A 21,923-nucleotide genomic window follows, 5' to 3' on the forward strand; every position below is an offset into this window, starting at 1 on the left:
CCGGAGCGGAGGGCAGGGGTCGCCCGAGGAACGAGGGCGGCACCTGTCCGCAGCGGTGGCGAAGCCCAGCGCGACCGAAGAACCGAGCGGCTGAGCTGAGCCGGAGCGGAGGGCAGGGGTCGCCCGAGGAACGAGGGCGGCACCTGTCCGCAGCGGTGGCGAAGCCCAGCGCGACCGAAGAACCGAGCGGCTGAGCCAGGAAGGGGCGGGGCCGCTTCCGGCCCCCGTTCTCCAGGGACCGAACGCGTCAACCACCCCGCGTCCAAGCCGTGACCGAATCTCCCCCAGGATGTGACATACATCCCGGGGGAGTTCGTTTTCCCAGGTCAGGGTGGTTCTGGGACTAAACACCCAGCCAAAATACCTGTCCGTTTCGTGACGTAATGCACTGACAGGGGGTCCCGGGCCGCGACAAGCTGATGTAGGAAGTCGGGGGATCGACTCGAATCGGGAGTACGTCAGTGAGCGCCATGTCTCTTGCCCTGCTGCTGACCACCGCCGCTGCCACGGCCGTGGGCGCTGCTGCCCTGCACCACGTGCGGGGTCTCCGCCGGGAGGTCACCGCCCTGCGCACCGAGCTGGCCGCCGGCCGCGGCGTGACGGTCCCCGCGGCCCGCACCACGCCCGCCGCCGAGATACGGGCCGCGGTCGCGGAGGCGCTGGCCGAGGAGCGCGAGCGCGAGCTCGCCGAGGCGCGGGCCTTCTGGGCCGCGCAGGAGGCCCGGGACGCGGCGGACGCGCCCTCCGCCCTCCTCGGCGGCCCGGGCGGCGAGGAGTCCACCGGTCTCTTCGTGCCGCGCCAGACGGACTTCGTGGGCCTGGAGGCGATGGCGCTGGAGGCCATGGAGGCCGAGGCGGCCGCGCTCGACGGCCTCGTCGAGCCGGTGGACGACTTCCCGGAGGACTCCGCGGAGCTGGCCGCCGCCCGCCGCCGCCACCCCTCGCACCCGGACTTCGTGCCGGTGCAGACGCCGGTGGTCACGGACCACGAGCGCACGGTGGCGCGCCTGGAGGAGCTGGCCGACACGGCGACGGCGCTCACGGACGTCCGCCCCGGCCCGCTCGGCACGCTGGACGTGTACGTCTTCGCCGACGGCACCACGCTCTGTATGACCCCGGGTCACCGGGAGACCGCGGAGCGCCTCGCGGAGGCCCTCCGCGCCGGCCGCACCCCGGTCCTCCTCGGCGGCTCCGGCGTCTCCGGCGCCTTCGCCCTGACCTTCTCGTACGGCGAGTCCGACGAGGAGAACGTCTACATCCTCGCGGACCGCGTCATCGCGTCCCTCTGATCGACCGCGCCCCTCGCACTGCGGGGCCCCGGGGGCCTCGCAGGCTTCGGGTCGCCGCGGCGGCCTCCGGCCGCCGGGCGGGGGCCGGGCCGGCACTCCGGCCGCGGATCCCCCGGGCGGACCCGCCCGGGGTCCCCCCACCGCCGTTAGAGCCCCGACCGCTCCCGCGCCGCCCTCACCAACGTCACGGCCTCGTCCAGTTCCCGCTCGCGGGAAGGGGACGGGGCCGTTCGCAGTACCTCGGCCAGATCGGCGCCGGCCACGGCGAGCTGGTCGGCGACGGTGAAGACGCCCGCGTCGGGGATGATCCGCGGCTCCCGGTCCGGCTCCTCGGCGCGCTGCGCGCGTACCGCCAGCTCCCTCGCCAGGGCCAGGCCCTCGGCGGCCGCGCCCTGCTGGAGGCGGCTCTGGGGGGCCGCCCGCAGCCGGTCGGCGAAGCGTTCCACGGCGGCGGTCAGTTCACTCGTATCCAGCACCCGGCCGACCCTACCGGGGGCGCCGGGGAGGGACGCGGAAGGGCCCGCCCGGCGGGTGCCGGACGGGCCCTTCCCCCGAGTCACGGGGTGCGTCAGTCGTCGCCCTGGAGGATCGACAGCAGACGCAGCATCTCCAGGTAGATCCACACCAGGGTCATGGTGAGACCGAAGGCGGCCAGCCACGCCTCCTCGCGCGGGGCACCGTAGGTGATGCCGTCCTCGACCTGCTTGAAGTCGAGGGCGAGGAAGCAGGCGCCGAGGATGATGCCGATGACGCCGAAGAGGATGCCGAGGCCGCCGCTGCGGAAGCCGAGGCCGTCACCGCCCGCGAAGACCGCGAAGAGCAGGTTGACCACCATGAGCAGCATGAAGCCCATGGCGGCGGCCATCACGAAGCCGGTGAAGCGCCGGTTGACCCGGATCCAGCCCATCTTGTAGGCGGTCAGCACGCCGGCGAAGACCGCCATGGTGCCGAGGACCGCCTGGATGACCACGCCGTCGGCGATGTACGTCGAGACGGCGGCGGAGATCACGCCGAGGAAGACGCCCTCGAAGGCCGCGTAGGCCAGGATGAGCGCCGGCGACGGCTTGCGCTTGAAGGACTGCACGAGCGACAGGACGAGCGCGACCAGGGCGGCGCCGATGGCGATGCCGTAGGACTTGCCGAGGTTCGCGGGGTCGACCGGCAGCAGCAGCCAGGACAGGACGGCGGTGAGCACGACCGTGCCGAGCGTCATGGCCGTACGGCTCACGACGTCGTCGATCGTCATCACGTTGCCGCGCGCCTGCTGCGGGGCGCCCGTCTGGACGTCCTGCGGCGCGTAGGGGTTGGTGGCGTACGGGTTGGCCGTGGCGCCCTCGGCGTACGGGTTACCGGTCGCGTAGGGGTTCGTTCCGACGGCGGGGCCCCCGGCCTGCGGCTGCTGCGCGTTGAAGCCCGCGTAGCCGTTGTCGCGGCTGAACCCCCGTCGCGAGAAGACCGGGTTGCTGCTCCTCATCTCACTCCTCCATGGACGGCCGCACTGCGCGGCCTTGCGTCAAGGGTAATGCGTAGGCAAAAGAAACTCTCTAGTGCTCGGGGAGGATCTTTTGCGACAACTTCCGATCTTCCCCGGCCACCCGGGAGCCCGGGAAGGGGGGAGAGGGAGAGGAGTGGGGGGAGTCCGGGAGGGAAGGAGCGGTTCACCGGGCCACAGGGGGTCACCTGGGCCCGGGTGGTGCCCGGAACCGGACTTGAACCGGTACGGCCCGAAGGCCAGCGAGGTTTAAGCTCGCCGTGTCTGCTATTCCACCATCCGGGCGTTGCCGCGAAGCTCCGCGTTGGCACAGGAGCCTATCGGGGCCCTTCCCTCGTTCAGCGGAACGAGCGACCGATGTTGTCTTATTTTATTGACGTCTGAGGGTGCGTCAGTGCAGGTGGGCGGGGTTTTCCCGAACTGTGACGGGGATCGCGGGCGCAAAGCCGCCACCCCCGGATTGACCAGATCTCGCCGCAGGTGTGTCACCTCCGCGGTCGGGGTCGCCGTCATACCAGAGGAGGAGGAGCGGGGCTCCCGGTCCGACCCGAGAGGGCCCCGGGAACGGGCACCTGGGCGGACGACCGGCGCGATAACGTTCGAAACGATGGAGTGGTTCCCGGGACACCGGGTTGCCGCTCATCCGATCGACCGTCGTGACAGGAGTCCCCTCGTGACCACCACCCCCACCGTGCCCCGCGCCACCGCGGTGGCCGCCCGCGCCACGGAGCTCACGAAGGTCTACGGCCAGGGCGAGACCCAGGTCGTCGCGCTCGACCGGGTCAGCGTGGACTTCCGCCAGGGCGAGTTCACCGCGATCATGGGCCCCTCCGGTTCGGGCAAGTCGACGCTCATGCACTGCGTCGCCGGCCTCGACTCCTTCTCCTCCGGTTCGGTCCGGATCGGCGAGACCGAGCTGTCCACCCTCAAGGACAAGCAGCTCACCCAGCTCCGCCGGGACAAGATCGGCTTCATCTTCCAGGCGTTCAACCTGCTGCCCACCCTCACCGCCATGGAGAACATCACGCTCCCCATGGACATCGCCGGACGCAAGGCCGACCGGGCGTGGGTCGAGAAGGTCATCGACATGCTCGGCCTCTCCGGCCGCCTCAAGCACCGCCCGACCGAGCTCTCCGGCGGCCAGCAGCAGCGCGTCGCCGTCGCCCGCGCCCTCGCCTCCCAGCCCGAGATCATCTTCGGCGACGAGCCCACCGGAAACCTGGACTCCCGCTCCGGCGCCGAGGTCCTCGGCTTCCTCCGGAACTCGGTCCGCGAACTCGGCCAGACCGTCGTCATGGTCACCCACGACCCGGTCGCCGCCTCCTACGCCGACCGCGTGATCTTCCTGGCCGACGGCCGGATCGTCGACGAGATGCTCCGCCCCACGGCGGACGGCGTGCTCGACCGGATGAAGGCCTTCGACGCCAAGGGCCGTACGAGCTGACACCCGGCGCCCCCGCCGGGGCCCGCACCCGACTTCCGTCCCGCCTTCCTCCAGGACACACCCATGTTCCGTACCGCCCTGCGCAACGTCCTCGCGCACAAGGCGCGGCTGCTGATGACCGTGCTCGCCGTGATGCTCGGCGTCGCCTTCGTCTCCGGCACCCTCGTCTTCACCGACACCCTCTCCCAGGCCTTCCGCAACCAGTCCGCGAAGAGCTACGACGACGTGGCCGTCGCCGTCTCCCTGCGGCCGGACCCCGAAGAGGCCGCCAAGAACCCGGGCCTCTCCCAGGCCACCGTCGACGAGGTCGCGAAGCTCGACGGCGTCACCGGCGTCCAGCCCCGCGTCGACGGCTTCGCCGGCGTGCCGGACGCGAAGGGCAAGCTGATCGGCTCCGGCTGGTCCAACAAGGGCACCAACTTCGCCCCCGGCCCCGACGGCAAGGACCCGGCCCTCGCCTTCACCACCGGCGCCGGCCCCGCCGCCGCGGACCAGATCGCGCTCGACAGGGAGACCGCCGACAAGGGCGGCTACCAGGTCGGCGAGCGCGTCCGCGTCGCCACCAACGGGCCGGTGAAGGAGTACACCCTCTCCGGCGTCTTCACCACGGAGGACGGCGCCGTCAACGCCGGCGGCAGCCTCGTCGTCTTCGACGCCCCGGTCGCCCAGAAGCTGTACCTCAAGCCCGGCTACTACTCCGACCTGAACGTCTCGGCCGCCCCCGGCACCGACGACGACAAGCTCCGCGACGCGGTCCTGAACGTCGTCCCGAAGGCCGCCACCGCCCAGACCGGCCAGGCCCTGGCCGACGAGCAGGCCCGCCAGATCGAGTCCGGCCTCGGCGCCCTCAACCAGACGCTCCTCGGCTTCGCCGGCATCGCGCTCTTCGTCGGCGTCTTCCTGATCTCCAACACCTTCACCATGCTGGTCGCCCAGCGCACCAAGGAACTGGCCCTGATGCGCGCGGTCGGCGCCTCGCGCAAGCAGATCACCCGCTCCGTCCTGGCCGAGGCCGGCATCGTCGGCATCGTGGCCTCCGCGGTCGGCTACCTGCTCGGCATCGGGCTCGCCGTGGGCCTGCGCTCCGGCATGGCCGCCTTCGACATGAAGGTCCCGGACGGCGACCTGGTCCTCGGCACCACCCCGGTCCTCGCCGCCTTCGGCGTCGGCGTCGTCATCACCATGCTGGCCGCCTGGCTGCCCGGCCGCCGCGCCGCGAAGATCCCGCCGGTCGCCGCCATGAACAGCGTCCACGCCACCCCGAACGCCAAGTCGCTCGTCGTGCGGAACGCCATCGGCGCCGCGATCACCGCCATCGGCGCCGTCCTCATCGTGCTCGGCGCCAACGCCGGCGGCGACGAGGGCCGGATGACCATCGCGGGCGGCGCCTTCGCCACCCTCATCGGCATCATCATCCTGATCCCGTTCCTCTCCCGGCCCGTGATCGCCCTGATCCGCCCCTTCTTCGTGAAGGCGTTCGGGATCTCCGGAAAGCTCGCCGGCCTCAACGCGGTCCGCAACCCGCGCCGCACCGGCGCCACCGCCTCCGCCCTCGCCATCGGCCTCACCCTCGTCACCGGCCTCACCGTGATCGGCGTCAGCGCCGGCCAGGCGCTGGACAAGATGACCGTCGAGCAGATCAAGGCCGACTACATGGTCACCATGGCCAGCGGCGGCGGCCTCTCCCCGGAGGCCCTGACCGCCCTGGAGAAGGCCCCCGGCGTCACCGCCGTCTCCCCGCAGCAGGCCGGCGCCCTCGACATCAAGGGCTCCTACGTCTCCGCCTCCGGCGTCACGCCCGGCGCCATCGAGAAGGTCCTCGAAATCGAGGTCCTGGAGGGCTCGCTGAGCGGGCTCGCCGACGGCCGGATCGCCGTCGCCGACAAGACCGCCGCCAAGCGTGGCCTGAAGGTCGGCGCCACCGTCCCGGTCGAGTACCTGGACAAGAAGAAGGGCGCGCTGAAGGTCGCCGCGATCTACAAGGACAGCGAGTTCCTCTCCCCCGTCCTCGTGGACACGAAGGTCCTCGACGCGCACGACGCCGAGAAGTACATCGGCCAGATCTTCGTCTCGACCGAGGGCGGCCCGAGCGACGCCCACGAGCAGGCCCTGACCAAGGCCATGGGCGACAACCCCGCCATCTCCGTCATGGACGAGAAGGACATCCGCGACACCTTCGGCGGCCAGATCAACCTGCTCCTGAACATCATGTACGGCCTGCTCGCGATGGCCCTGATCATCGCCGTCCTCGGCGTCGTCAACACCCTCGCGATGTCCGTCTTCGAGCGGCAGCAGGAGATCGGCATGATCCGCGCGATCGGTCTCGACCGGCGCCGGGTGAAGCGCATGGTCCGCCTGGAGGCCGTCGTGATCTCGGTCTTCGGCGCGATCGTCGGCATCGGCCTCGGCACCTTCCTCGCCTGGGCCATCGGCAAGACCTTCGAGGCCAGCCTGCCCGGCTACGGCCTGGTCGTGCCGTGGGACCGGGTCGGGATCTTCCTCCTCCTGGCCGCCCTGGTCGGCGTCCTGGCCTCGCTCTGGCCGGCCCGCAGCGCCGCCCGCCTGAACATGCTCACCGCCATCAAGGCCGAGTAGGCGCCGCCGTACGACGAAGGGCCGGTCCCCCCGCACGGGGACCGGCCCTTCGCGTCGCTCCGCTACTCCGTCCACTCCCGCGACCGCAGCGGCAGCCCGCTCGTCCCCGACGGCGGCGTCCTGACCGCCAGGAACTGGTTCACGCCGATCCGGTTGCGCTCGAAGGAGACCGCGGAGGCCGCCATGTACAGCCGCCAGATCCGGGCCCGGCCCGGGGAGGTGAGCCGGACCGCGCGGTCCCACTCCCCCTCCAGGTTCGCCACCCACCGGCGCAGCGTCAGCGCGTAGTGCTCGCGGAGCGCCTCGACGTCCCGGACCTCGAAGCCGGCGTCCTCCAGGGTCGTCAGGGTCCGGCCCATCGGGGCGAGTTCGCCGTCGGGGAAGACGTACGCGTCGATGAAGGGGTCCACGCGGTACGCCTCCTCGTCCGGCTCCGGTCGGCGCGAGATCTGGTGGTTCAGGAGCCGTCCGCCGGGCTTCAGGAGGCCGTACAGGAGGTCCGCGTACTCCCGGTACCGCACGGCCCCGACGTGCTCGGCCATGCCGATGGAGGAGATCGCGTCGAACGGGCCGTCGGACACGTCCCGGTAGTCCTGGACGCGGATCTCGATCCGGTCGGTCAGTCCCTCCTCGGCGATCCGCTTGCGGGCGAAGGCCGCCTGCTCGCGGGAGAGGGTGATGCCGACGACCCGGGCGCCGTACGCGCGGGCCGCGTGGATCGCCATCGAGCCCCAGCCGCAGCCCACGTCCAGGAGCCGGTCGCCCTCCTTCAGGGCCAGCTTGCGGGCGACCAGGTCCAGCTTGTCCCGCTGGGCCTCCTCCAGCGTCCCGCCGTCCGTCCAGCGGGCGCACGAGTAGACCATCGACGGGCCGAGGACCAGGGAGTAGAACTCGTTGCCCACGTCGTAGTGGTGGCTGATCGCCTGCCGGTCGGTGCGCCTGCTGTGCCGCCCCCCGCCGTGGCCGCGGGCCTCCTCGGCCGGCGGCTTCGGCGGCGGCAGCGGCCCGGCCAGCCGGACCAGCTCACCGGCGGCGGCCCGCAGCCGCGGATCGCGCACGGCGGCGAGCAGGCCGCCGCCCTCCCCGTCGCGCTCCCAGAGCAGCCCGGAGAGCCGCTCCAGGGCCTCGTAGAGGTCCCCCTCGACGTCGAGCTCGCCGGCCACCCAGGCGCGGGCCAGGCCCAGTTCGCCCGGCTTCCAGATCATGCGGCGCAGCGCCCTGCGGTCCCGGACCACCAGCACGGGTCCGCCGTCCGCCGGGCCGGCCTCGCTGCCGTCCCAGGCGCGCAGGCGCAGGGGGAGGGGACTTCCCAGCAGATCCTCGGTGAGAGTCGCGAGCCGCGTCGCGGCGTCGGCCATGGTGAAACACCTCCGTGGTCCTTGCCCCAGACTTGTCCGTCACCAAGGGAACACCGACGGTAGGGGTTTCCCATCCCGCCGCGACGCAAGGACTCGGCAAAACGCGCCGAAAGCACGCCGAAGGGCCGCCCGCACCACGGATGACGGACGGCCCTTCGGTACTGCCGGGGGTGTTACGACGCCTTGGCCTTCTCCGGGGCCGGGGCGGCCGCGGCGGGGGCGGGCTTGGCGGCCTCGTAGAACTCCTCGCGCGGCGTCTCCATGGCGCCGAGCGAGACGACCTCGCGCTTGAGGAACATGCCGAGGGTCCAGTCGGCGAAGACGCGGATCTTGCGGTTGAAGGTCGGCATCGCCATGCCGTGGTAGCCGCGGTGCATGTACCAGGCGAGACGGCCCTTGAGCTTGATCTTGAACTTGCCCATGACGATCATGGCGACGCCCTTGTGCAGACCGAGGCCGGCCACGGCGCCCTTGTTGGCGTGGCTGTACTCCTTCTGCGGGAAGCCGCGCATGCCGGACACGACGTTGTCGCCGAGGATCTTGGCCTGGCGCAGGGCGTGCTGGGCGTTCGGCGGGCACCAGGCGCGCTCGGCCGGGACGCCGGCCTTGATGGCGGCCAGGTCCGGGACCTGGGCGTTGTCGCCCGCGGCCCAGACGTAGTCCATGCCGTTGACCTGGAGCTTCTCGTTGCAGTCCACGTGGCCGCGGGGGCCGAGCGGCAGACCGAAGCGGGCGAGCGCCGGGTTCGGCTTGACGCCGGCGGTCCACACGATGGTGCTGGAGTCGACCTCCAGGCCGTTCTTGAGCACGACGTGGCCGTCCACGCAGGAGTCCATGGAGGTCTCCAGGTAGATCTCGATGCCGCGGCTCTCCAGGTGCTCCTTGCCGTACTGGCCGAGCTTGGGGCCCACCTCGGGGAGGATCTTGTCCGCGGCGTCGACCAGGATGAAGCGCATGTCCTCGCGCGACACGTTCTGGTAGTACTTCGCGGCGTCGCGGGCCATGTCCTCGACCTCGCCGATCGTCTCGGCGCCGGCGAAGCCACCACCGACGAAGACGAAGGTCAGGGCCTTGCGGCGGACCTCCTCGTCGGTGGTCGAGTCGGCCTTGTCCAGCTGCTCGAGGACGTGGTTGCGCAGACCGATGGCCTCCTCGATGCCCTTCATGCCGATGCCCTGCTCGGCGAGGCCGGGGATCGGGAAGGTGCGGGAGACGGCACCCATCGAGATGACCAGGTAGTCGAAGGGCAGCTCGTACGCCTCGCCGACGAGCGGCGCGATCGTGGCGACCTTGCGGTCCTGGTCGATGGTGGTGACCCGGCCGGTGAGCACCTCGGCTCCGCGCACGACGCGTCGCAGCGGGACGACGACGTGGCGCGGCGAGATGCTGCCGGCGGCGGCTTCGGGGAGGAAGGGCTGATAGGTCATGTACGACCGGGGGTCGACGACCGTGACGGTCGCCTCGGCGTAACGCATCTTCTTGAGGATGCGCCGCGCGGCGTACAGGCCAACGTACCCGCCGCCTACGATGAGGATCCTGGGACGCTCCGTGGTGCTCATGGCATCGAGTATCCACCCACTCGTGGGGGGTACCTCGTGCGCCCCTTCACAAGCTCTCCGGGGCGCTCTGCTACACTCCGCCGCCCACGTGATCCACGTCATGGTCGTGCAAAGGAACCGGAATGCAGTGGTGAACGTTGTTCACCCCTACTGAACTGGCCCGGAGAGCCCCCGTTAACGCGGAACCAGGGGGCGCGTTCACACGATGGAAACTTCGAGCGAAGTGGCCTCCGCGCCTGCGAAAGGGTCCCGATGACCCCCTCGGGAGGCCCAAACGCCTCCCTCGGGTGCCATCAGGACCCTTTTCCTTGTGAAGAACTTCACGAAGCTTCTGCGGCGGGGTGTCGTGGGACCCCTCGATAGCTGCCCGCTATGCCACGGATAGGGCGATCCCATCGAGGATGTCGTGCTCGCTGACCACGACCTCGGCCGCTCCGACCCGCTCGACGATCTCCTGGAGCACCAGCGCGCCGGCCACGATGACGTCCACCCGGCCGGGGTGGACGACGGGGATCGCGGCCCGCTCCTCGTGGGTGGAGGCGAGCAGCCGGGCGACCACCTCGTCGACCTGCGCGCGGGAGATCCGGGAGTGGTGGACCTTCTCGGAGTCGTACTCCGGCAGGCCGAGGGCGATGGCGGCGACCGTGGTCACCGAGCCGGCCAGGCCCACCAGGGTCTCGGCCTCGGTGATCGGCACCGTGCCGGCGGCCAGGTCCATGGCGGCGCGGACGTCGGCGCGGATCGCCTCGGCCTCCTCGGCGGTCACCGGGTCGTGCCGGACGTGCCGCTCGGTGAGCCGGACGCAGCCGACGTCGACGGAGCGGGCGGCCTCGACGTGCCGGTTGCCGACCACGAACTCGGTCGATCCGCCGCCGATGTCCACGACCAGGCGCCGGTCGTCGCCGTGCAGCTCGCCGGTGGCGCCGACGAAGGAGAGCTCGGCCTCCTGGTCGCCGGTGACGACCTCGGGCTCGACGCCCAGGATCGCCACGACCCCGTCGACGAAGTCCTGCCGGTTCTCGGCGTCGCGGGAGGCGGAGGTGGCGACGAAGCGGATCCGCTCCGCGCCCAGCTCCTCGATGACGGCGGCGTACTCGCGGCAGGCGGCGAAGGTCCGCTCCAGCGCCTCGGGGGCGAGCCGGCCGGTCCTGTCGACGCCCTGGCCGAGCCGGACGATCGTCATCCGCCGGTCCAGCTCGACCAGCTCGCCGGTCCCGGGATGGACGTCGGCGACGAGGAGGCGGATGGAGTTGGTGCCGCAGTCGATTCCGGCGACCCGGGTCACTCGCCCTTCCCCTCTTCCCGGTCTTCCCTGTCCGCGCACGGGTTCACGCAGGGGCCCTTGGCCCACCACTCGGGGAGCATCGCCAGGGCCTCGTCGCCGAAGGGGTTGACGCCCGGGCCGGCGACCAGCGAGTGGCCGACGAGGACGTGCAGGCACTTCACGCGGTCGGGCATGCCGCCGGCGCTGGGGAAGCCCTCCAGGACCTCGATGGCGTCGCGGCGGGCGAGGTAGTCCTCGTGCGCGGCGCGGTAGGCGGCGGCCAGCTCGGGGTCGGTGGCGAGCCGGGCCTGCATCTCCTTCATGACCCCGTTGGCCTCCAGGGTGCCGATGGCCGAGGCCGCCCGGGGGCAGGTGAGGTAGTACGTGGTCGGGAAGGGGGTGCCGTCGGGCAGCCGGGGCGCGGTCTCGACGACGTCCGGGTTGCCGCAGGGGCAGCGGTGCGCGATGGCGCGCAGGCCGCGCGGCGGCCGGCCCAGCTGGGCCTCGAAGGCGGCGACGTCCGCCTCGGTGGGCTCGGTGCGTTCGGTCTGCGGAGGGGGCGTTTCCATCGTGGATCCTGAGTCGGGTCGGTCAGTGGCGGTCGGCGTTGTCGACGCCGTCCCAGAGGTTGTCGTACCAGGGCCGGTCGGCCGTGCCCTGGTCGGCGCGGGGGCGGTCGGACGCCCCGGGGTCGTTCACGGTGAAGCCGGTCTCGCCGGGGAGCACGTAGTGGAGGTGCTCGCGGGCGAGGCGGCGGACGTAGGCCGGGTCCTGGAGGCGGGCCTTCTCGTCCCTCAGCTCCTCGACCCGCTGTGCCGCCTCGGCGGCCCTGCGCTCCTGTTCCTCGATCTCGCCCTGCTGGGAGACGTAGCTCCTTATGGGGTAGGCGAGGGCGACGACGAGGGAGCAGACGACCAGGGCGAGGAAGGCGGCGCGGCCGGTGAGCCGGGAGCGCCGGGCCTGGCGGCGGGTCTGGGAGCGGTAGACGCGGGCCGCGGTCTGCTCGCCGAGCAGCCTGATCCGGGTCGCGGTGGAGAACCGGTCCCCGTTCTTCACGGCCATGCGGTGTCGCCTCCCCTGGTCACACGTACGTCCCCGCACACGGTACGGGACCGGGTGCGGGGACGGACGGAACTGCGGTGCCGGGGCCGGTCGGCCCCCGCGATCAGCCCTTGAAGCGCGGGAAGGCGCTGCGGCCGGCGTAGACCGCGGCGTCGTCGAGGATCTCCTCGATGCGCAGCAGCTGGTTGTACTTGGCGACGCGCTCGGAGCGGGCCGGGGCGCCGGTCTTGATCTGGCCGCAGTTGGTGGCGACGGCGAGGTCGGCGATGGTGACGTCCTCGGTCTCGCCGGAGCGGTGGGACATCATGCACTTGAAGCCGTTGCGCTGGGCGAGCTCGACGGCGTCCAGGGTCTCGGTCAGCGAGCCGATCTGGTTGACCTTGACGAGCAGGGCGTTCGCGGACTTCTCCTCGATGCCGCGGGCCAGGCGCTCCGGGTTGGTGACGAAGAGGTCGTCGCCGACGAGCTGGACCTTGTCGCCGAGCTTCTCGGTGATGACGTTCCAGCCGGCCCAGTCGTCCTCGAACAGCGGGTCCTCGATGGAGACGAGCGGGTACGCGGAGACGAGCTCCTCGTAGTACTCCGTCATCTCGGCGGCGGAGCGCTCCTTGCCCTCGAAGAGGTACTTGCCGTCCTTGTAGAACTCGGAGGCGGCGACGTCCAGGGCGAGGGCGACGTCCTTGCCGGGCACGTAGCCGGCCTGCTTGATGGCCTCCAGGATGAGGTCGAGCGCCTCGCGGTTGGAGCCGAGGTTCGGGGCGAAGCCGCCCTCGTCGCCGAGGCCGGTGGAGAGGCCCTTGGTCTTCAGGACGGACTTGAGGGTGTGGTAGACCTCGGTGCCCCAGCGCAGCGCCTCGGAGAAGGACTCCGCGCCGATCGGGGCGATCATGAACTCCTGGATGTCGACGTTGGAGTCGGCGTGCGACCCGCCGTTGAGGATGTTCATCATCGGAACGGGCAGCAGGTGCGCGTTCGGGCCGCCCAGGTAGCGGAAGAGGGGGAGGTCGCTGGCCTCGGAGGCGGCGTGCGCGACGGCGAGGGAGACGCCGAGGATGGCGTTGGCGCCGAGCGACGACTTGTCCGGGGTGGCGTCCAGGTCGAACATGGCCTGGTCGATCAGGCGCTGCTCGGTGGCGTCGTAGCCGACGAGCTCCGGGCCGATCTGCTCGATGACGGCGAGGACGGCCTTCTCGACACCCTTGCCGAGGTAGCGGTTCTGGTCACCGTCGCGGAGCTCCAGGGCCTCGAACGCACCGGTGGAGGCACCGGACGGCACGGCAGCACGGCCGGTGCTGCCGTCGTCGAGGCCGACCTCGACCTCGACCGTGGGGTTGCCTCGGGAGTCCAGGATTTCCCGGGCTACGACGACGTCGATGGACGGCACGAGCATCTCCTTCTGGGATGTGACGCTAGGTGTGACGCATGGGTCGCAAGGTCTCGTTCGCCTTGCGACAAGAGCCTAACCGGCTCGGGCGCTCCGGCCAGCCGACCGCCCGTCCCCTGGGACGAAAAAGGGCCCAAGAGCACGCAGTGGGGGACGAAAGACCCGGGATCTACTGGACGGTAACGGCAGAACCCCGGTTCCGGGCCCCCGGGGGGAGGGCTCGGGACCGGGGTGGTCACCGCGGGAGGGTCGTCGGGCACCGGTGAGCCGCCGGACTCACGGGTGCCGCGGGGCTCACTTCAGGTGGAGCTGCTGGCCCGGGTAGATCAGGTCGGCGTTCTCGACGACGTCCTTGTTGAGCTCGAAGAGCTTCGCCCAGCCGCCCTGGACGCCCTGCGCCGCGGCGATCTTGCTGAGGGTGTCGCCGGCCGTGACCTTGTACTCGCCGTCGCCCTTCTTGACCGTCTTGCCGGTCGGGGTGGTGACGGTCTTCTTGGCGGCGGCCTTCGGAGCGGCCTGGACGCTCCGCTTCGGGGCCTGGCGCTGCTCGCTGCGGTTGGCGGGCTGCTCGGCGGTGCGCTTCGGGGCGCTCTGCTGCTGCGGGGCGCTCTGCTGCGGGGCGGCAGCCTCGGCGGAGCCGCCGTCGTACGAGGCACCGGAGAGGCCCACGCCGCAGCTCGGCCACGCGCCCTTGCCCTGGCCCGCGAGGACCTTCTCGGCGACGGCGATCTGCTGCGACTTGCTGGCCTGGTTGGCGGTGGGGGCGTAGGCGGTGCCGCCGTACGCGGCCCAGGTGGAGGCCGAGAACTGGAGGCCGCCGTAGTAGCCGTTGCCGGTGTTGATCGACCAGTTGCCGCCGGACTCGCACTGGGCGACGCGGTCCCACTCGGAGGCGGTGGCGGCCGAGGCGGTGCCGGCGGCCATCAGCGGGGCGGCGACGGCCGCACCGGTGACGCCGACGAGGGCGACGACGCGGGTGGCCTTGGAGGGACGACGACGCTTGCCCGTGCCGGAGAACAGCATGGAGTTTCCTCTTCTACCGACGCCTGTGAGGTGAGCTGTCGGGTTCGGGCCGGAAGAGTTCGCCCGGCCGCGCGTCCTTGCGCGCGGCTTCACCCCTAGCCGGTCGTCGGCCGTCCGTCTCGACGGCCGGGACCGGCGCAAACCTTGGGTCCCCCACTCCTGCCTGCGGCGCTTTCGCGACGACAGTTCCCGACGGCCGACGGCAGGACTCGGCGTTTCGGTCGACGGGGCCCGCGGTGGCGAGCGGTCACGACCGTAGACACACAGGTGCTCGAAGTTCAAAGAGGCTCACGACGGACAAAACGCCCTTACTTGCACACCGTCAGACCTCGTTTGCGCAGGTGAGGCCTGACGGGAGCAAAGTTTGCGGACGTGACACGCCAGTTGGGACGAAGAGACCCATGTCTCACTTTCCCAAAATCGGACATACGCCCCTGAAACGTCCTCACTTCTCCAGCGGAGGGGTCGTCAACTCAAGGCTCTGACCAGGGATGATGAGGTCAGGATCGGCTCCGACCGTCTGGCGGTTGGCGTCATAGAGGGCGTCCCAGCCGCCGGCAAGATCGTTCTCCTGCGCAATCTCCGACAGGCTGTCACCCGGCCGCACGGTGTAGGCGTCACTTGCGTCCGACTTGAAGGGGGTTGAGGAGACCTTGTCCGATGCTGCGGCATGACGACCGGATTCCGCACTGGTGTCCGTTACGCCGGTTTCCTCCGGTGCCGCCTCGCCCCGGTGCTTGCCGGTGCCGGTCGTGGCCGACGGCGCGTCAGCCCCGTCCGTACCGGGGGTCACGGGGGTGGTGGGCGCCAGGGGGGTCTCCGAGGCGTCCGGAGGCGTGACGGGGGTTCCGGGCGTGCCGGGCGTCACCGGGGTGCCCGTGGAGGCGTCCGGAGCGGTCGGGGCGGTGCTGCCGGGAGCGGTCGGGGCGGTGCCCGCCGCCGGCGGCGTGGCCGTGCCCGTGCCCGTGGGGGCCGGGGTCGTGGCGGAGCCGGTGGGGGCGGCGGGCTTCGCCGGGGCGGTGGTGGTCTCCGCCTCCTCCGCGGCCTTCTCCGCCTTCTCCCGCACACCGGGGGCGTGCCCGGCCCCGGCATCCCGCTCCGGCGCCGTGGCGACGGCCGTGCCGCCGGTCCGGTTCGACTCGGGCGCCACTCCGCCCTCGTCCTCCTGCTGGACGGCGGGGCCCGGCTGGACGCCGGTGGCCACGCCGTCGTTCTCCAGGCCCGCGATGGGGGCGCAGGTGGCCCAGTCGGTGCTGCCGGAGGCGAGCGCCTCGTCGGCGATCGCGATCTGCTGGGCGCGGCTGGCGAGGTCCGGGCTGGGGGCGTACGCGAGTCCGCCGTGGCGCTCCCACGCCTCCTGGGTCATCTGGAGGCCGCCGTACGCGCCGTTGCCGAAGTTGGCGCTCCACTGGCCGCCGGACTCGCAGGCGGCGACCCGGTCCCAGGTGGCCGCGTCGGCGGCGGAGGCGGAGCCGGTGGCGAGCAGCGGCAGCGCCAGGGCGGATCCGGTCACTCCGGCGGTGACGACGATCGCGGGAGCCTGGCGGGGTCGACGGTGTCGTCCGTTTCCGGAAAGCATGTCGGGGCCTTTCGCGTGACGGCGGGGACTGCGGGGACGGCCGGGGTGGGGCCGAACGTTGGCGCGAACGTAGCCGCATTCGAACGTCCGTCACAAGTCGATGGCTTCGCGATCACGCGAAGATCACATTTCTGACGCGACGTCACCCTTCCCGCGGGGGTGCGGAAGGGGTGAACTCCACCGGAAGCGTGCGCAATCCCCTCATGATGAGCCCGCCGCGCCACCGGAGTTCGTCCGGATCGGCGCCAAGTCGCAGGTCCGGCAGACGGGTCAGCAGGGTGGCGAGCGCGGTCTGCCCCTCCAGGCGGGCGAGCGGCGCGCCCAGGCAGTAGTGGATGCCGTGGCCGTACCCGAGGTGCTGGTTGTCGCCGCGGGCGAGGTCGAGGGTGTCCGGGGCGCCGAAGCGGTCCGGGTCTCGGTCGGCCGCCGCGAGCACCACGAGGACCGGGTCGCCGGCCGGGATCGCCTGCCCGCCGATCGTGAGGGCGGTCGTCGCGTACCGCCAGGTCGCCAGCTCGACCGGCCCGTCGTAGCGGAGCAGCTCCTCGACGCCGGTCTCCAGGAGGCCGGTCTCCCCGGCGGCGAGCGAGGCCTGGAGGAGGGCGCGCTGCTCCGGGTTCCGCAGCAGCGCGTAGGTGCCGTTGCCGATCAGGTTGATGGTCGTCTCGAAGCCGGCGAAGAGCAGCACGAAGCACATGGCGACGGCCTCGGCCTCGGTGAGGTGGTCGCCGTGGTCGGAGGCCCTGATGAGCCCGGAGATGAGGTCGTCCTCCGCCCCGTCCTCGCCCAGGTGCTCCCGCTTCCGGTGGATCAGCTCCGCCAGGTACCCGCGGATCTTCTTCACCGACCGCGCCACCCCGCCGCGCGGGCCCCCGCCGTGGCGGATCATCATCCCGGCCCAGTCGCGGAAGTCGTCCTGGTCCTCCGCGGGCACCCCGAGCATGTCGCAGATGGCGTAGATGGGCAGCGGGAAGGCGAACTCGTGGATGAGGTCGGCGCTGCCCCGCGCCGCGAAGTCGTCGATGAGCCGGTCCGTCAGCTCCTGCACGCGCGGCGCGAAGGCGGCGACGCGGCGCGGGGTGAAGGCCTTCGACACCAGCCGCCGCAGCCGGGTGTGGTCCGGCGGGTCGATGTTGAGGAGGTGGGTCATCAGCCCGGCGCTGCGCTCGCCCGGGATGCCGGTCTTGCCCGGCTCGGCGTGGTGCGCCGGGTTCTTGGAGAGCCGCTGGTCGGCGAGGGCCTGCCGGGCGTCCGCGTACCGCGTGACGAGCCACGCCTCGACGCCGCTGGGCAGCGTGGTCCGGTGCACCGGCGCGTGCTCCCGCAGCCAGGCGTACGCCGGGTAGGGATCGCTCGCGAACTCCCAGCCGAACAGCCCGGGCACGGGCCCGCCACCGGCTCCGTCCACCCGGTCGCCCGCACGTCCGCCAAACCCGTCACCGCGTCCGCCGGACCCGTCACCGGGTCCGCCCACGCCTCCGGAGACGGGGCAGGAGGCCGGGGCAGCAGGGGGCGTATCGGACCTTCCGGGCACATCGGGTGCGGCGGGCGTCGGGGCGGATCCTTCACTCACTCCCCGACCGTACCGTCCGGCCTCCCGCGCCCCGCCGGCCGACCTGACGTGATCACCGCCCGGTGATCACGTCGTGACGGCCCGTGCCCTACATTTCCGGCGTGGACCTCCCCTTGCTCAGAAGCACGTTCGCGATCGTCGAGAGACGGGCCGAACACGCCGTCACGTACTTCTACTCGCACCTCTTCTGGCGCAACCCCGGCGTGCGTGAGCTCTTCCCCGAGGACATGGTCCCGCAGCGCGACCGGCTGTTCGCCGCCCTCACCCACGTGGTGACCGGCCTCGACGACCCGGGACTGCCCGCCTATCTGGGGCGGCTCGGCCGCGACCACCGCAAGTTCCTCGCCACCCCCGCCCTCTACGCGGCGGTCGGCGAGAGCCTGCTCGCCGCCTTCGCGCACGCCGCCGGTTCGATGTGGACGGTCGAGGCGGAGAAGGCCTGGTCGGAGGCGTACGGCCGGGTCGCCGACCTGATGCTGCGGGGCGCGGACGAGTCCGCCGCCGCCGGGGACCCGGCCTGGTGGGACGCGGACGTCGTCGGTCACCGGCGGCACGGCGACGACCTGGCCGTGCTGACCCTCCGCCCCCGGCGGCCGTACCCCTACCTCCCCGGCCAGTACGCCGGCGTCAGCTCGCTCCGGGTCCCGCGGGTGTGGCGCACGTACTCGATCGGCAACGCCCCGCGCGAGGACGGCACGCTCGACCTGCACGTGAGCCGGATCCGCGGCGGGGCCGTGTCCACGGCCCTGGTGGCCGGCGTCCGGCCGGGCGAGACGCTGCGGCTGAGCGCGGCCGGCGGGGCGGCGGTCTCCCGCACGGCCCCGGGCGGACTGCGCACCTACATATGCGCCGGTACGGGCTGGGCGCCGGTCAAGGCGCTCCTGGAGGAGGCGGCCGCGTCCGACCCGGGGGCCGAGGGCCGGATCTTCGCGGTGGCCCGCTCGCGGGAGTACCTGTACGGACGCGAGGACCTGGACGCGCTGGCCGCGCGGCTCCCCGGCCTGAGCGTCACCTACATCACCTCGGCCCCCCGCCACCCGCGCGACCAGGCGACCGAACGCCTCCTCACCGCGCTGCGGACCTGCGGCCGCTGGCCGGACCACGACGTGCACCTGGCCGGCCCGCCCGGCTTCCTCTCCGAGGTCTCCGAGGTCCTGGCCGAGCTGGGCGCCGACCCGGCCCGCACCCACCACGACGACCTCCCCCCGGTGGGCCGCTTCACCGCCCGCCCCGCCTCCCGCGCCGAGTGGCTCCTGGAGCCCCCCGCGGTCCGCTGGCACGACCCGGCGGCCCGCGCCCCGCGCGGGGGCTAGGCCATCTCTTTCGGATCTTGCCGGGCTCGCGACGCCTGGCACGCACGCTCGCCGCGTTGTCGTCGGTCGCCGATGCTCCGCATGGTCTCCCTCCTCCGCCTTGCGATCGCACGCACCAGACGCCGCTCCCTGACCCGGCCTGATCCGAAAGAAACGGCCTAGACCCCTTCGGCCGTGCGGATCGCGTCCCGGTAGGCGCGGGCCGCCGCGCGCAGGGCGGCCTCCGGGTCGACGCCCTCGGCTTCGGCGCGGACCGCGAGGGCCAGGAGTTCGTAGCCGACGCCCTCGCCGCGCGGCAGCGGCGCGTCGAGGCCGGCGGTGCGGACGCGGCTCGCGAGCTTGGCGGCGAGCGCGAGGCCGGGCTGGCCGACGGGCACGCCGTCCGTGACGGACTCGCGGCGCTTCTCGGCGGCCTTGGTGCGCAGCCAGTGGGCCCGGACGTCCTCGGGGGTCTCGGCCGTCTCGTCGCCGAAGATGTGCGGGTGGCGCTGGATCAGCTTCTCGATGAGCGTGGCGGCCACGTCGTCGACGGAGAACGGCTCCTCGGCGTCCTCCTCGGCGATCCGCGCGTGGAAGACGACCTGGAGGAGGACGTCCCCCAGCTCCTCGCGCAGCTCGCGCCGGTCGCCGGCCTCGATCGCCTCGACGAGTTCGTACGCCTCCTCGATGGCGTACTTCGCCAGGCCCCGGTGGGTCTGGAGCGAGGACCAGGGGCACCGGCGGCGGATGACGTCCATGACCTGGACGAGGTCGAGGAGCCGGGCGCCCGGCAGGTCGTACGAGCCGGGCAGCAGCTCCAGGTCGGGCATGGCGACCCGGCCGGAGCCGGCGAGCCGGGCGAGCCCGTCGGTGAGGGCCCGGTCGCCCTCGCCGGAGGGCAGGACGAGGACGGTACGGCCCCCGGCGCAGGCGGCGACCAGCTCCTCGGCGGTGGGGCGGACGTGCTCGACGGCGACGCCCGCCTCCCGCAGGTACGGCAGCTGGGGGTGGTCCTCGTCGGGGCACAGCACCCGGTCGGCGCCCCGCAGCGCCTCCCAGGCGGGCCAGGACAGCAGTCCGGGCGCCACCCGGTGGCTGGCGGTGAGCAGGACGACGCGGCCGGGGTTCTCGGAAGTCACCCTCCGAACCTACCCCGGGCGCGGGGTCAGCCCGGAAGCTGCTCCGGGCCGGCGGCGGCCGGGTCCTTGGTGACCTTCAGGAGCCAGGGGGCCGTGTCGGCGCCGGTGTCGAGCTGGACCTTGGTGTCGTCCCAGGCGCCGTAGCGGGGGTTCACGTCGATGTCGAGGGACTTCGACGCGGCGGTGAAGAGGTCCTGGAGCTTCTGCTGGCCCTCGGGGGTCTCGGTGATCCCCTGCTTCTCGATGATCTTCGTCATGAGGACGTTGCGCCGGACGACGTCGTCGACCTGGCCGGGGGCGACGCCCTGCTGCTGGAGCAGGACGGCCTCCAGGCCCTCCTCGCCGCCGTTCTCACGGACGAACGCCTCGCGGGTCTCCTGGAGTTCGGCGCGGCTGGCGGTGACGCCCTGGTCGGCGGCGACCTTGCCGAGGATCCGGTCGAAGATCATGCCGTTGAGCTTCTGCCGGCCGAGGTCGCCGGTGGCGGCGATCAGCTGGGCGGACTGCGGGGACTTCGCCTGGGCGTCCCGGGCGGCCTTCACCTGGGCCTGGAGGGCGGAGACGTCGATCCGCTCGCCGCCGACGACGGCCGCCGCCCCCGGATGGGCCTCGCCGCCGCACGCGGTGAGCAGCGGGGCCGCGGCGAGGAGCGCGGCGGAGAGGGCAAGCGCGGTGCGGCGGCGTGCGGGGCTGTCGTGGCGGCGGTCGCGGCGGTGCAAAGGAGCCTCCCGGGCTGGTCGTGCGTCAGTTGGACGACCTTGCGGTGATCGATGTTAGGGAGTCGCCGGGACCGTAGCCACTACTTCGCAGCGACAACTTGCCCGTCGCCGCGTCACGGAGGTCACTTCCGGACGACCGTCTCCCACAACGAGGCACCCGCCGCCCGGGTGTCGGCCCGGGCGCCCTCCTTCTCGCGGCCCGCGTGCGTCTCGGCGACCAGGTAGTGCGGCCGGCGCTTCACCTCGTAGTAGATGCGGCCGACGTACTCGCCGATCAGGCCGACCATGACCATCTGGACGCCGGCGAGGGCGGTGACGGCGACGAGGAGGGTGACGTAGCCGGGGGTGTCGACGCCGTGGGCGAGGGCGTCGACGACGATCCAGCCGGCGTAGGCGAGGGCGAGGGAGACGAGCAGCAGGCCGAGGTAGACGGCGGCGCGCAGCGGCTTGTTGTTGAAGGAGAGCAGGCCGTCGAGGCCGTAGTTGAGGAGCTTGCCGAAGGTCCACTTGGACCGGCCCTCCTCGCGCACCGCGTTCTCGTAGGCGAAGGTCGTCGTCCGGAAACCGACCCAGGAGAACAGCCCCTTGGAGAAGCGGTTGTACTCGCCGAGCCCGAGGACGGCGTCGACCGTGCGCCGGGACAGCAGCCGGAAGTCGCCTACCCCGTCGACGAGTTCGACGTCGACGAGCCGGTTGATCGCCCGGTAGTAGAGGCGGGCGGTGAGGGTGCGGGTGACCCGGTCGCCCTCGCGGGTGCGGCGGGCGACGACCTGGTCGTACCCCTCGGCGTGCAGCGCGACCATGCGGTGCACCAGCTCGGGCGGGTGCTGGAGGTCCGCGTCCATGATGACGACGGCGTCGCCGGCCGCGTGCCGCAGCCCGGCGAGCATCGCGGCCTCCTTGCCGAAGTTGCGGCTGAAGGAGACGAAGCGGACCCGCGCGGAGTCGGCGGCGGCGAGGTCCCGCAGGATCGGGAGGGTCCGGTCGCGGCTTCCGTCGTCCACGTAGACGATCTCGAAGTCGCCCTCCAGGGCGTCGAGTTCCTTCGTCACGTGGGTGTGGAAGCGGGCGAGGACGTCCTCCTCGTTGAAGCAGGGGACGACGAGAGAGAGCAGCACACCGGACACCCAAAGGCAGGCCGGTGACCCGGC

18 protein-coding genes, 1 tRNA gene and 1 riboswitch are annotated in these 21,923 nt (G+C 72.2%); of the genes, 4 read left to right on the plus strand and 15 right to left on the minus strand.

Features of this window, described 5'->3' with window-relative positions:
* Window positions 1-470: 470 nt before the first annotated feature.
* Window positions 471-1,289, plus strand: a complete 819-nt coding sequence (locus ACFW6A_RS06710) for a hypothetical protein (RefSeq protein WP_351843629.1) — start codon at window positions 471-473, stop codon at window positions 1,287-1,289.
* A gap of 146 nt (window positions 1,290-1,435) precedes the next feature.
* Here the strand turns inward: ACFW6A_RS06710 and ACFW6A_RS06715 are convergent, their stop codons facing one another.
* The 3 genes from ACFW6A_RS06715 to ACFW6A_RS06725 all read right to left on the minus strand — a co-directional run bounded on the left by ACFW6A_RS06715 (window position 1,436) and on the right by ACFW6A_RS06725 (window position 3,066).
* Complete coding sequence (locus ACFW6A_RS06715) at window positions 1,436-1,765, minus strand: hypothetical protein (protein ID WP_351843627.1); 330 nt, start codon at window positions 1,763-1,765, stop codon at window positions 1,436-1,438.
* 92 nt (window positions 1,766-1,857) lie between these two features.
* Entirely contained in the window at window positions 1,858-2,763 is a 906-nt protein-coding gene (locus ACFW6A_RS06720) for a Bax inhibitor-1/YccA family protein (protein ID WP_351843625.1), read from the minus strand.
* Window positions 2,764-2,980: 217 nt separating this feature from the next.
* Window positions 2,981-3,066: transfer RNA gene (locus ACFW6A_RS06725), tRNA-Leu, on the minus strand.
* Window positions 3,067-3,454: 388 nt separating this feature from the next.
* Between ACFW6A_RS06725 and ACFW6A_RS06730 the strand changes: the two genes are divergently transcribed.
* Both ACFW6A_RS06730 and ACFW6A_RS06735 read left to right on the plus strand, forming a co-directional pair.
* Window positions 3,455-4,225 (plus strand): ABC transporter ATP-binding protein, encoded by a 771-nt coding sequence (locus ACFW6A_RS06730; RefSeq protein WP_351843622.1) that lies wholly within the window; start codon window positions 3,455-3,457, stop codon window positions 4,223-4,225.
* A gap of 63 nt (window positions 4,226-4,288) precedes the next feature.
* Complete coding sequence (locus ACFW6A_RS06735; protein ID WP_351843620.1) at window positions 4,289-6,820, plus strand: FtsX-like permease family protein; 2,532 nt, start codon at window positions 4,289-4,291, stop codon at window positions 6,818-6,820.
* Window positions 6,821-6,882: 62 nt separating this feature from the next.
* On the opposite strand, the gene ACFW6A_RS06740 is transcribed toward ACFW6A_RS06735, so the two are convergent.
* From ACFW6A_RS06740 to ACFW6A_RS06780, 9 genes are all read right to left on the minus strand, one after another.
* Window positions 6,883-8,178, minus strand: a complete 1,296-nt coding sequence (locus tag ACFW6A_RS06740) for a cyclopropane-fatty-acyl-phospholipid synthase family protein (protein ID WP_351843617.1) — start codon at window positions 8,176-8,178, stop codon at window positions 6,883-6,885.
* Window positions 8,179-8,351: 173 nt separating this feature from the next.
* A complete protein-coding gene (locus ACFW6A_RS06745) occupies window positions 8,352-9,737 on the minus strand; it encodes an NAD(P)/FAD-dependent oxidoreductase (RefSeq protein WP_351843615.1) in 1,386 nt (461 codons plus the stop codon).
* A gap of 370 nt (window positions 9,738-10,107) precedes the next feature.
* On the minus strand, window positions 10,108-11,022 hold the full coding sequence (locus tag ACFW6A_RS06750) for a Ppx/GppA phosphatase family protein (protein ID WP_351843612.1): 915 nt from the start codon (window positions 11,020-11,022) through the stop codon (window positions 10,108-10,110).
* A complete protein-coding gene (locus ACFW6A_RS06755) occupies window positions 11,019-11,570 on the minus strand; it encodes a DUF501 domain-containing protein (RefSeq protein ID WP_351843610.1) in 552 nt (183 codons plus the stop codon). The genes ACFW6A_RS06750 and ACFW6A_RS06755 overlap by 4 nt, the downstream gene beginning before the upstream one ends.
* A 22-nt stretch (window positions 11,571-11,592) precedes the next feature.
* Window positions 11,593-12,063 carry a septum formation initiator family protein gene (locus tag ACFW6A_RS06760; protein ID WP_351843608.1) on the minus strand — a complete coding sequence of 157 codons (471 nt, stop codon included), beginning with the start codon at window positions 12,061-12,063 and terminating at the stop codon, window positions 11,593-11,595.
* Between the two features lie 103 nt (window positions 12,064-12,166).
* Window positions 12,167-13,453, minus strand: a complete 1,287-nt coding sequence (gene eno, locus ACFW6A_RS06765) for a phosphopyruvate hydratase (RefSeq protein WP_031013622.1) — start codon at window positions 13,451-13,453, stop codon at window positions 12,167-12,169.
* A gap of 288 nt (window positions 13,454-13,741) precedes the next feature.
* Complete coding sequence (locus ACFW6A_RS06770; protein WP_351843606.1) at window positions 13,742-14,470, minus strand: transglycosylase family protein; 729 nt, start codon at window positions 14,468-14,470, stop codon at window positions 13,742-13,744.
* A 4-nt stretch (window positions 14,471-14,474) separates the two neighbouring features.
* Window positions 14,475-14,651, minus strand: a riboswitch (cyclic di-AMP (ydaO/yuaA leader).
* 264 nt (window positions 14,652-14,915) lie between these two features.
* Entirely contained in the window at window positions 14,916-16,049 is a 1,134-nt protein-coding gene (locus ACFW6A_RS06775; protein ID WP_351843603.1) for a transglycosylase family protein, read from the minus strand.
* A 142-nt stretch (window positions 16,050-16,191) separates the two neighbouring features.
* Complete coding sequence (locus ACFW6A_RS06780; RefSeq protein ID WP_386639162.1) at window positions 16,192-17,433, minus strand: cytochrome P450; 1,242 nt, start codon at window positions 17,431-17,433, stop codon at window positions 16,192-16,194.
* A 290-nt stretch (window positions 17,434-17,723) separates the two neighbouring features.
* On the opposite strand from ACFW6A_RS06780, the gene ACFW6A_RS06785 reads away from it, so the two are divergent.
* Window positions 17,724-18,935: a globin domain-containing protein gene (locus ACFW6A_RS06785; protein ID WP_351843599.1), complete on the plus strand. Its 1,212-nt coding sequence runs from the start codon at window positions 17,724-17,726 to the stop codon at window positions 18,933-18,935.
* Between the two features lie 158 nt (window positions 18,936-19,093).
* On the opposite strand, the gene ACFW6A_RS06790 is transcribed toward ACFW6A_RS06785, so the two are convergent.
* The 3 genes from ACFW6A_RS06790 to ACFW6A_RS06800 all read right to left on the minus strand — a co-directional run bounded on the left by ACFW6A_RS06790 (window position 19,094) and on the right by ACFW6A_RS06800 (window position 21,890).
* A complete protein-coding gene (locus tag ACFW6A_RS06790; RefSeq protein WP_351843597.1) occupies window positions 19,094-20,053 on the minus strand; it encodes a nucleoside triphosphate pyrophosphohydrolase in 960 nt (319 codons plus the stop codon).
* 26 nt (window positions 20,054-20,079) lie between these two features.
* On the minus strand, window positions 20,080-20,772 hold the full coding sequence (locus tag ACFW6A_RS06795) for a SurA N-terminal domain-containing protein (protein WP_351843594.1): 693 nt from the start codon (window positions 20,770-20,772) through the stop codon (window positions 20,080-20,082).
* 122 nt (window positions 20,773-20,894) lie between these two features.
* Window positions 20,895-21,890: a glycosyltransferase family 2 protein gene (locus ACFW6A_RS06800; RefSeq protein WP_351843592.1), complete on the minus strand. Its 996-nt coding sequence runs from the start codon at window positions 21,888-21,890 to the stop codon at window positions 20,895-20,897.
* Between the last annotated feature and the right edge of the window lie 33 nt (window positions 21,891-21,923).

The organism is Streptomyces sp. NPDC058758 (assembly GCF_042746075.1).
Taxonomy (GTDB): domain Bacteria; phylum Actinomycetota; class Actinomycetes; order Streptomycetales; family Streptomycetaceae; genus Streptomyces.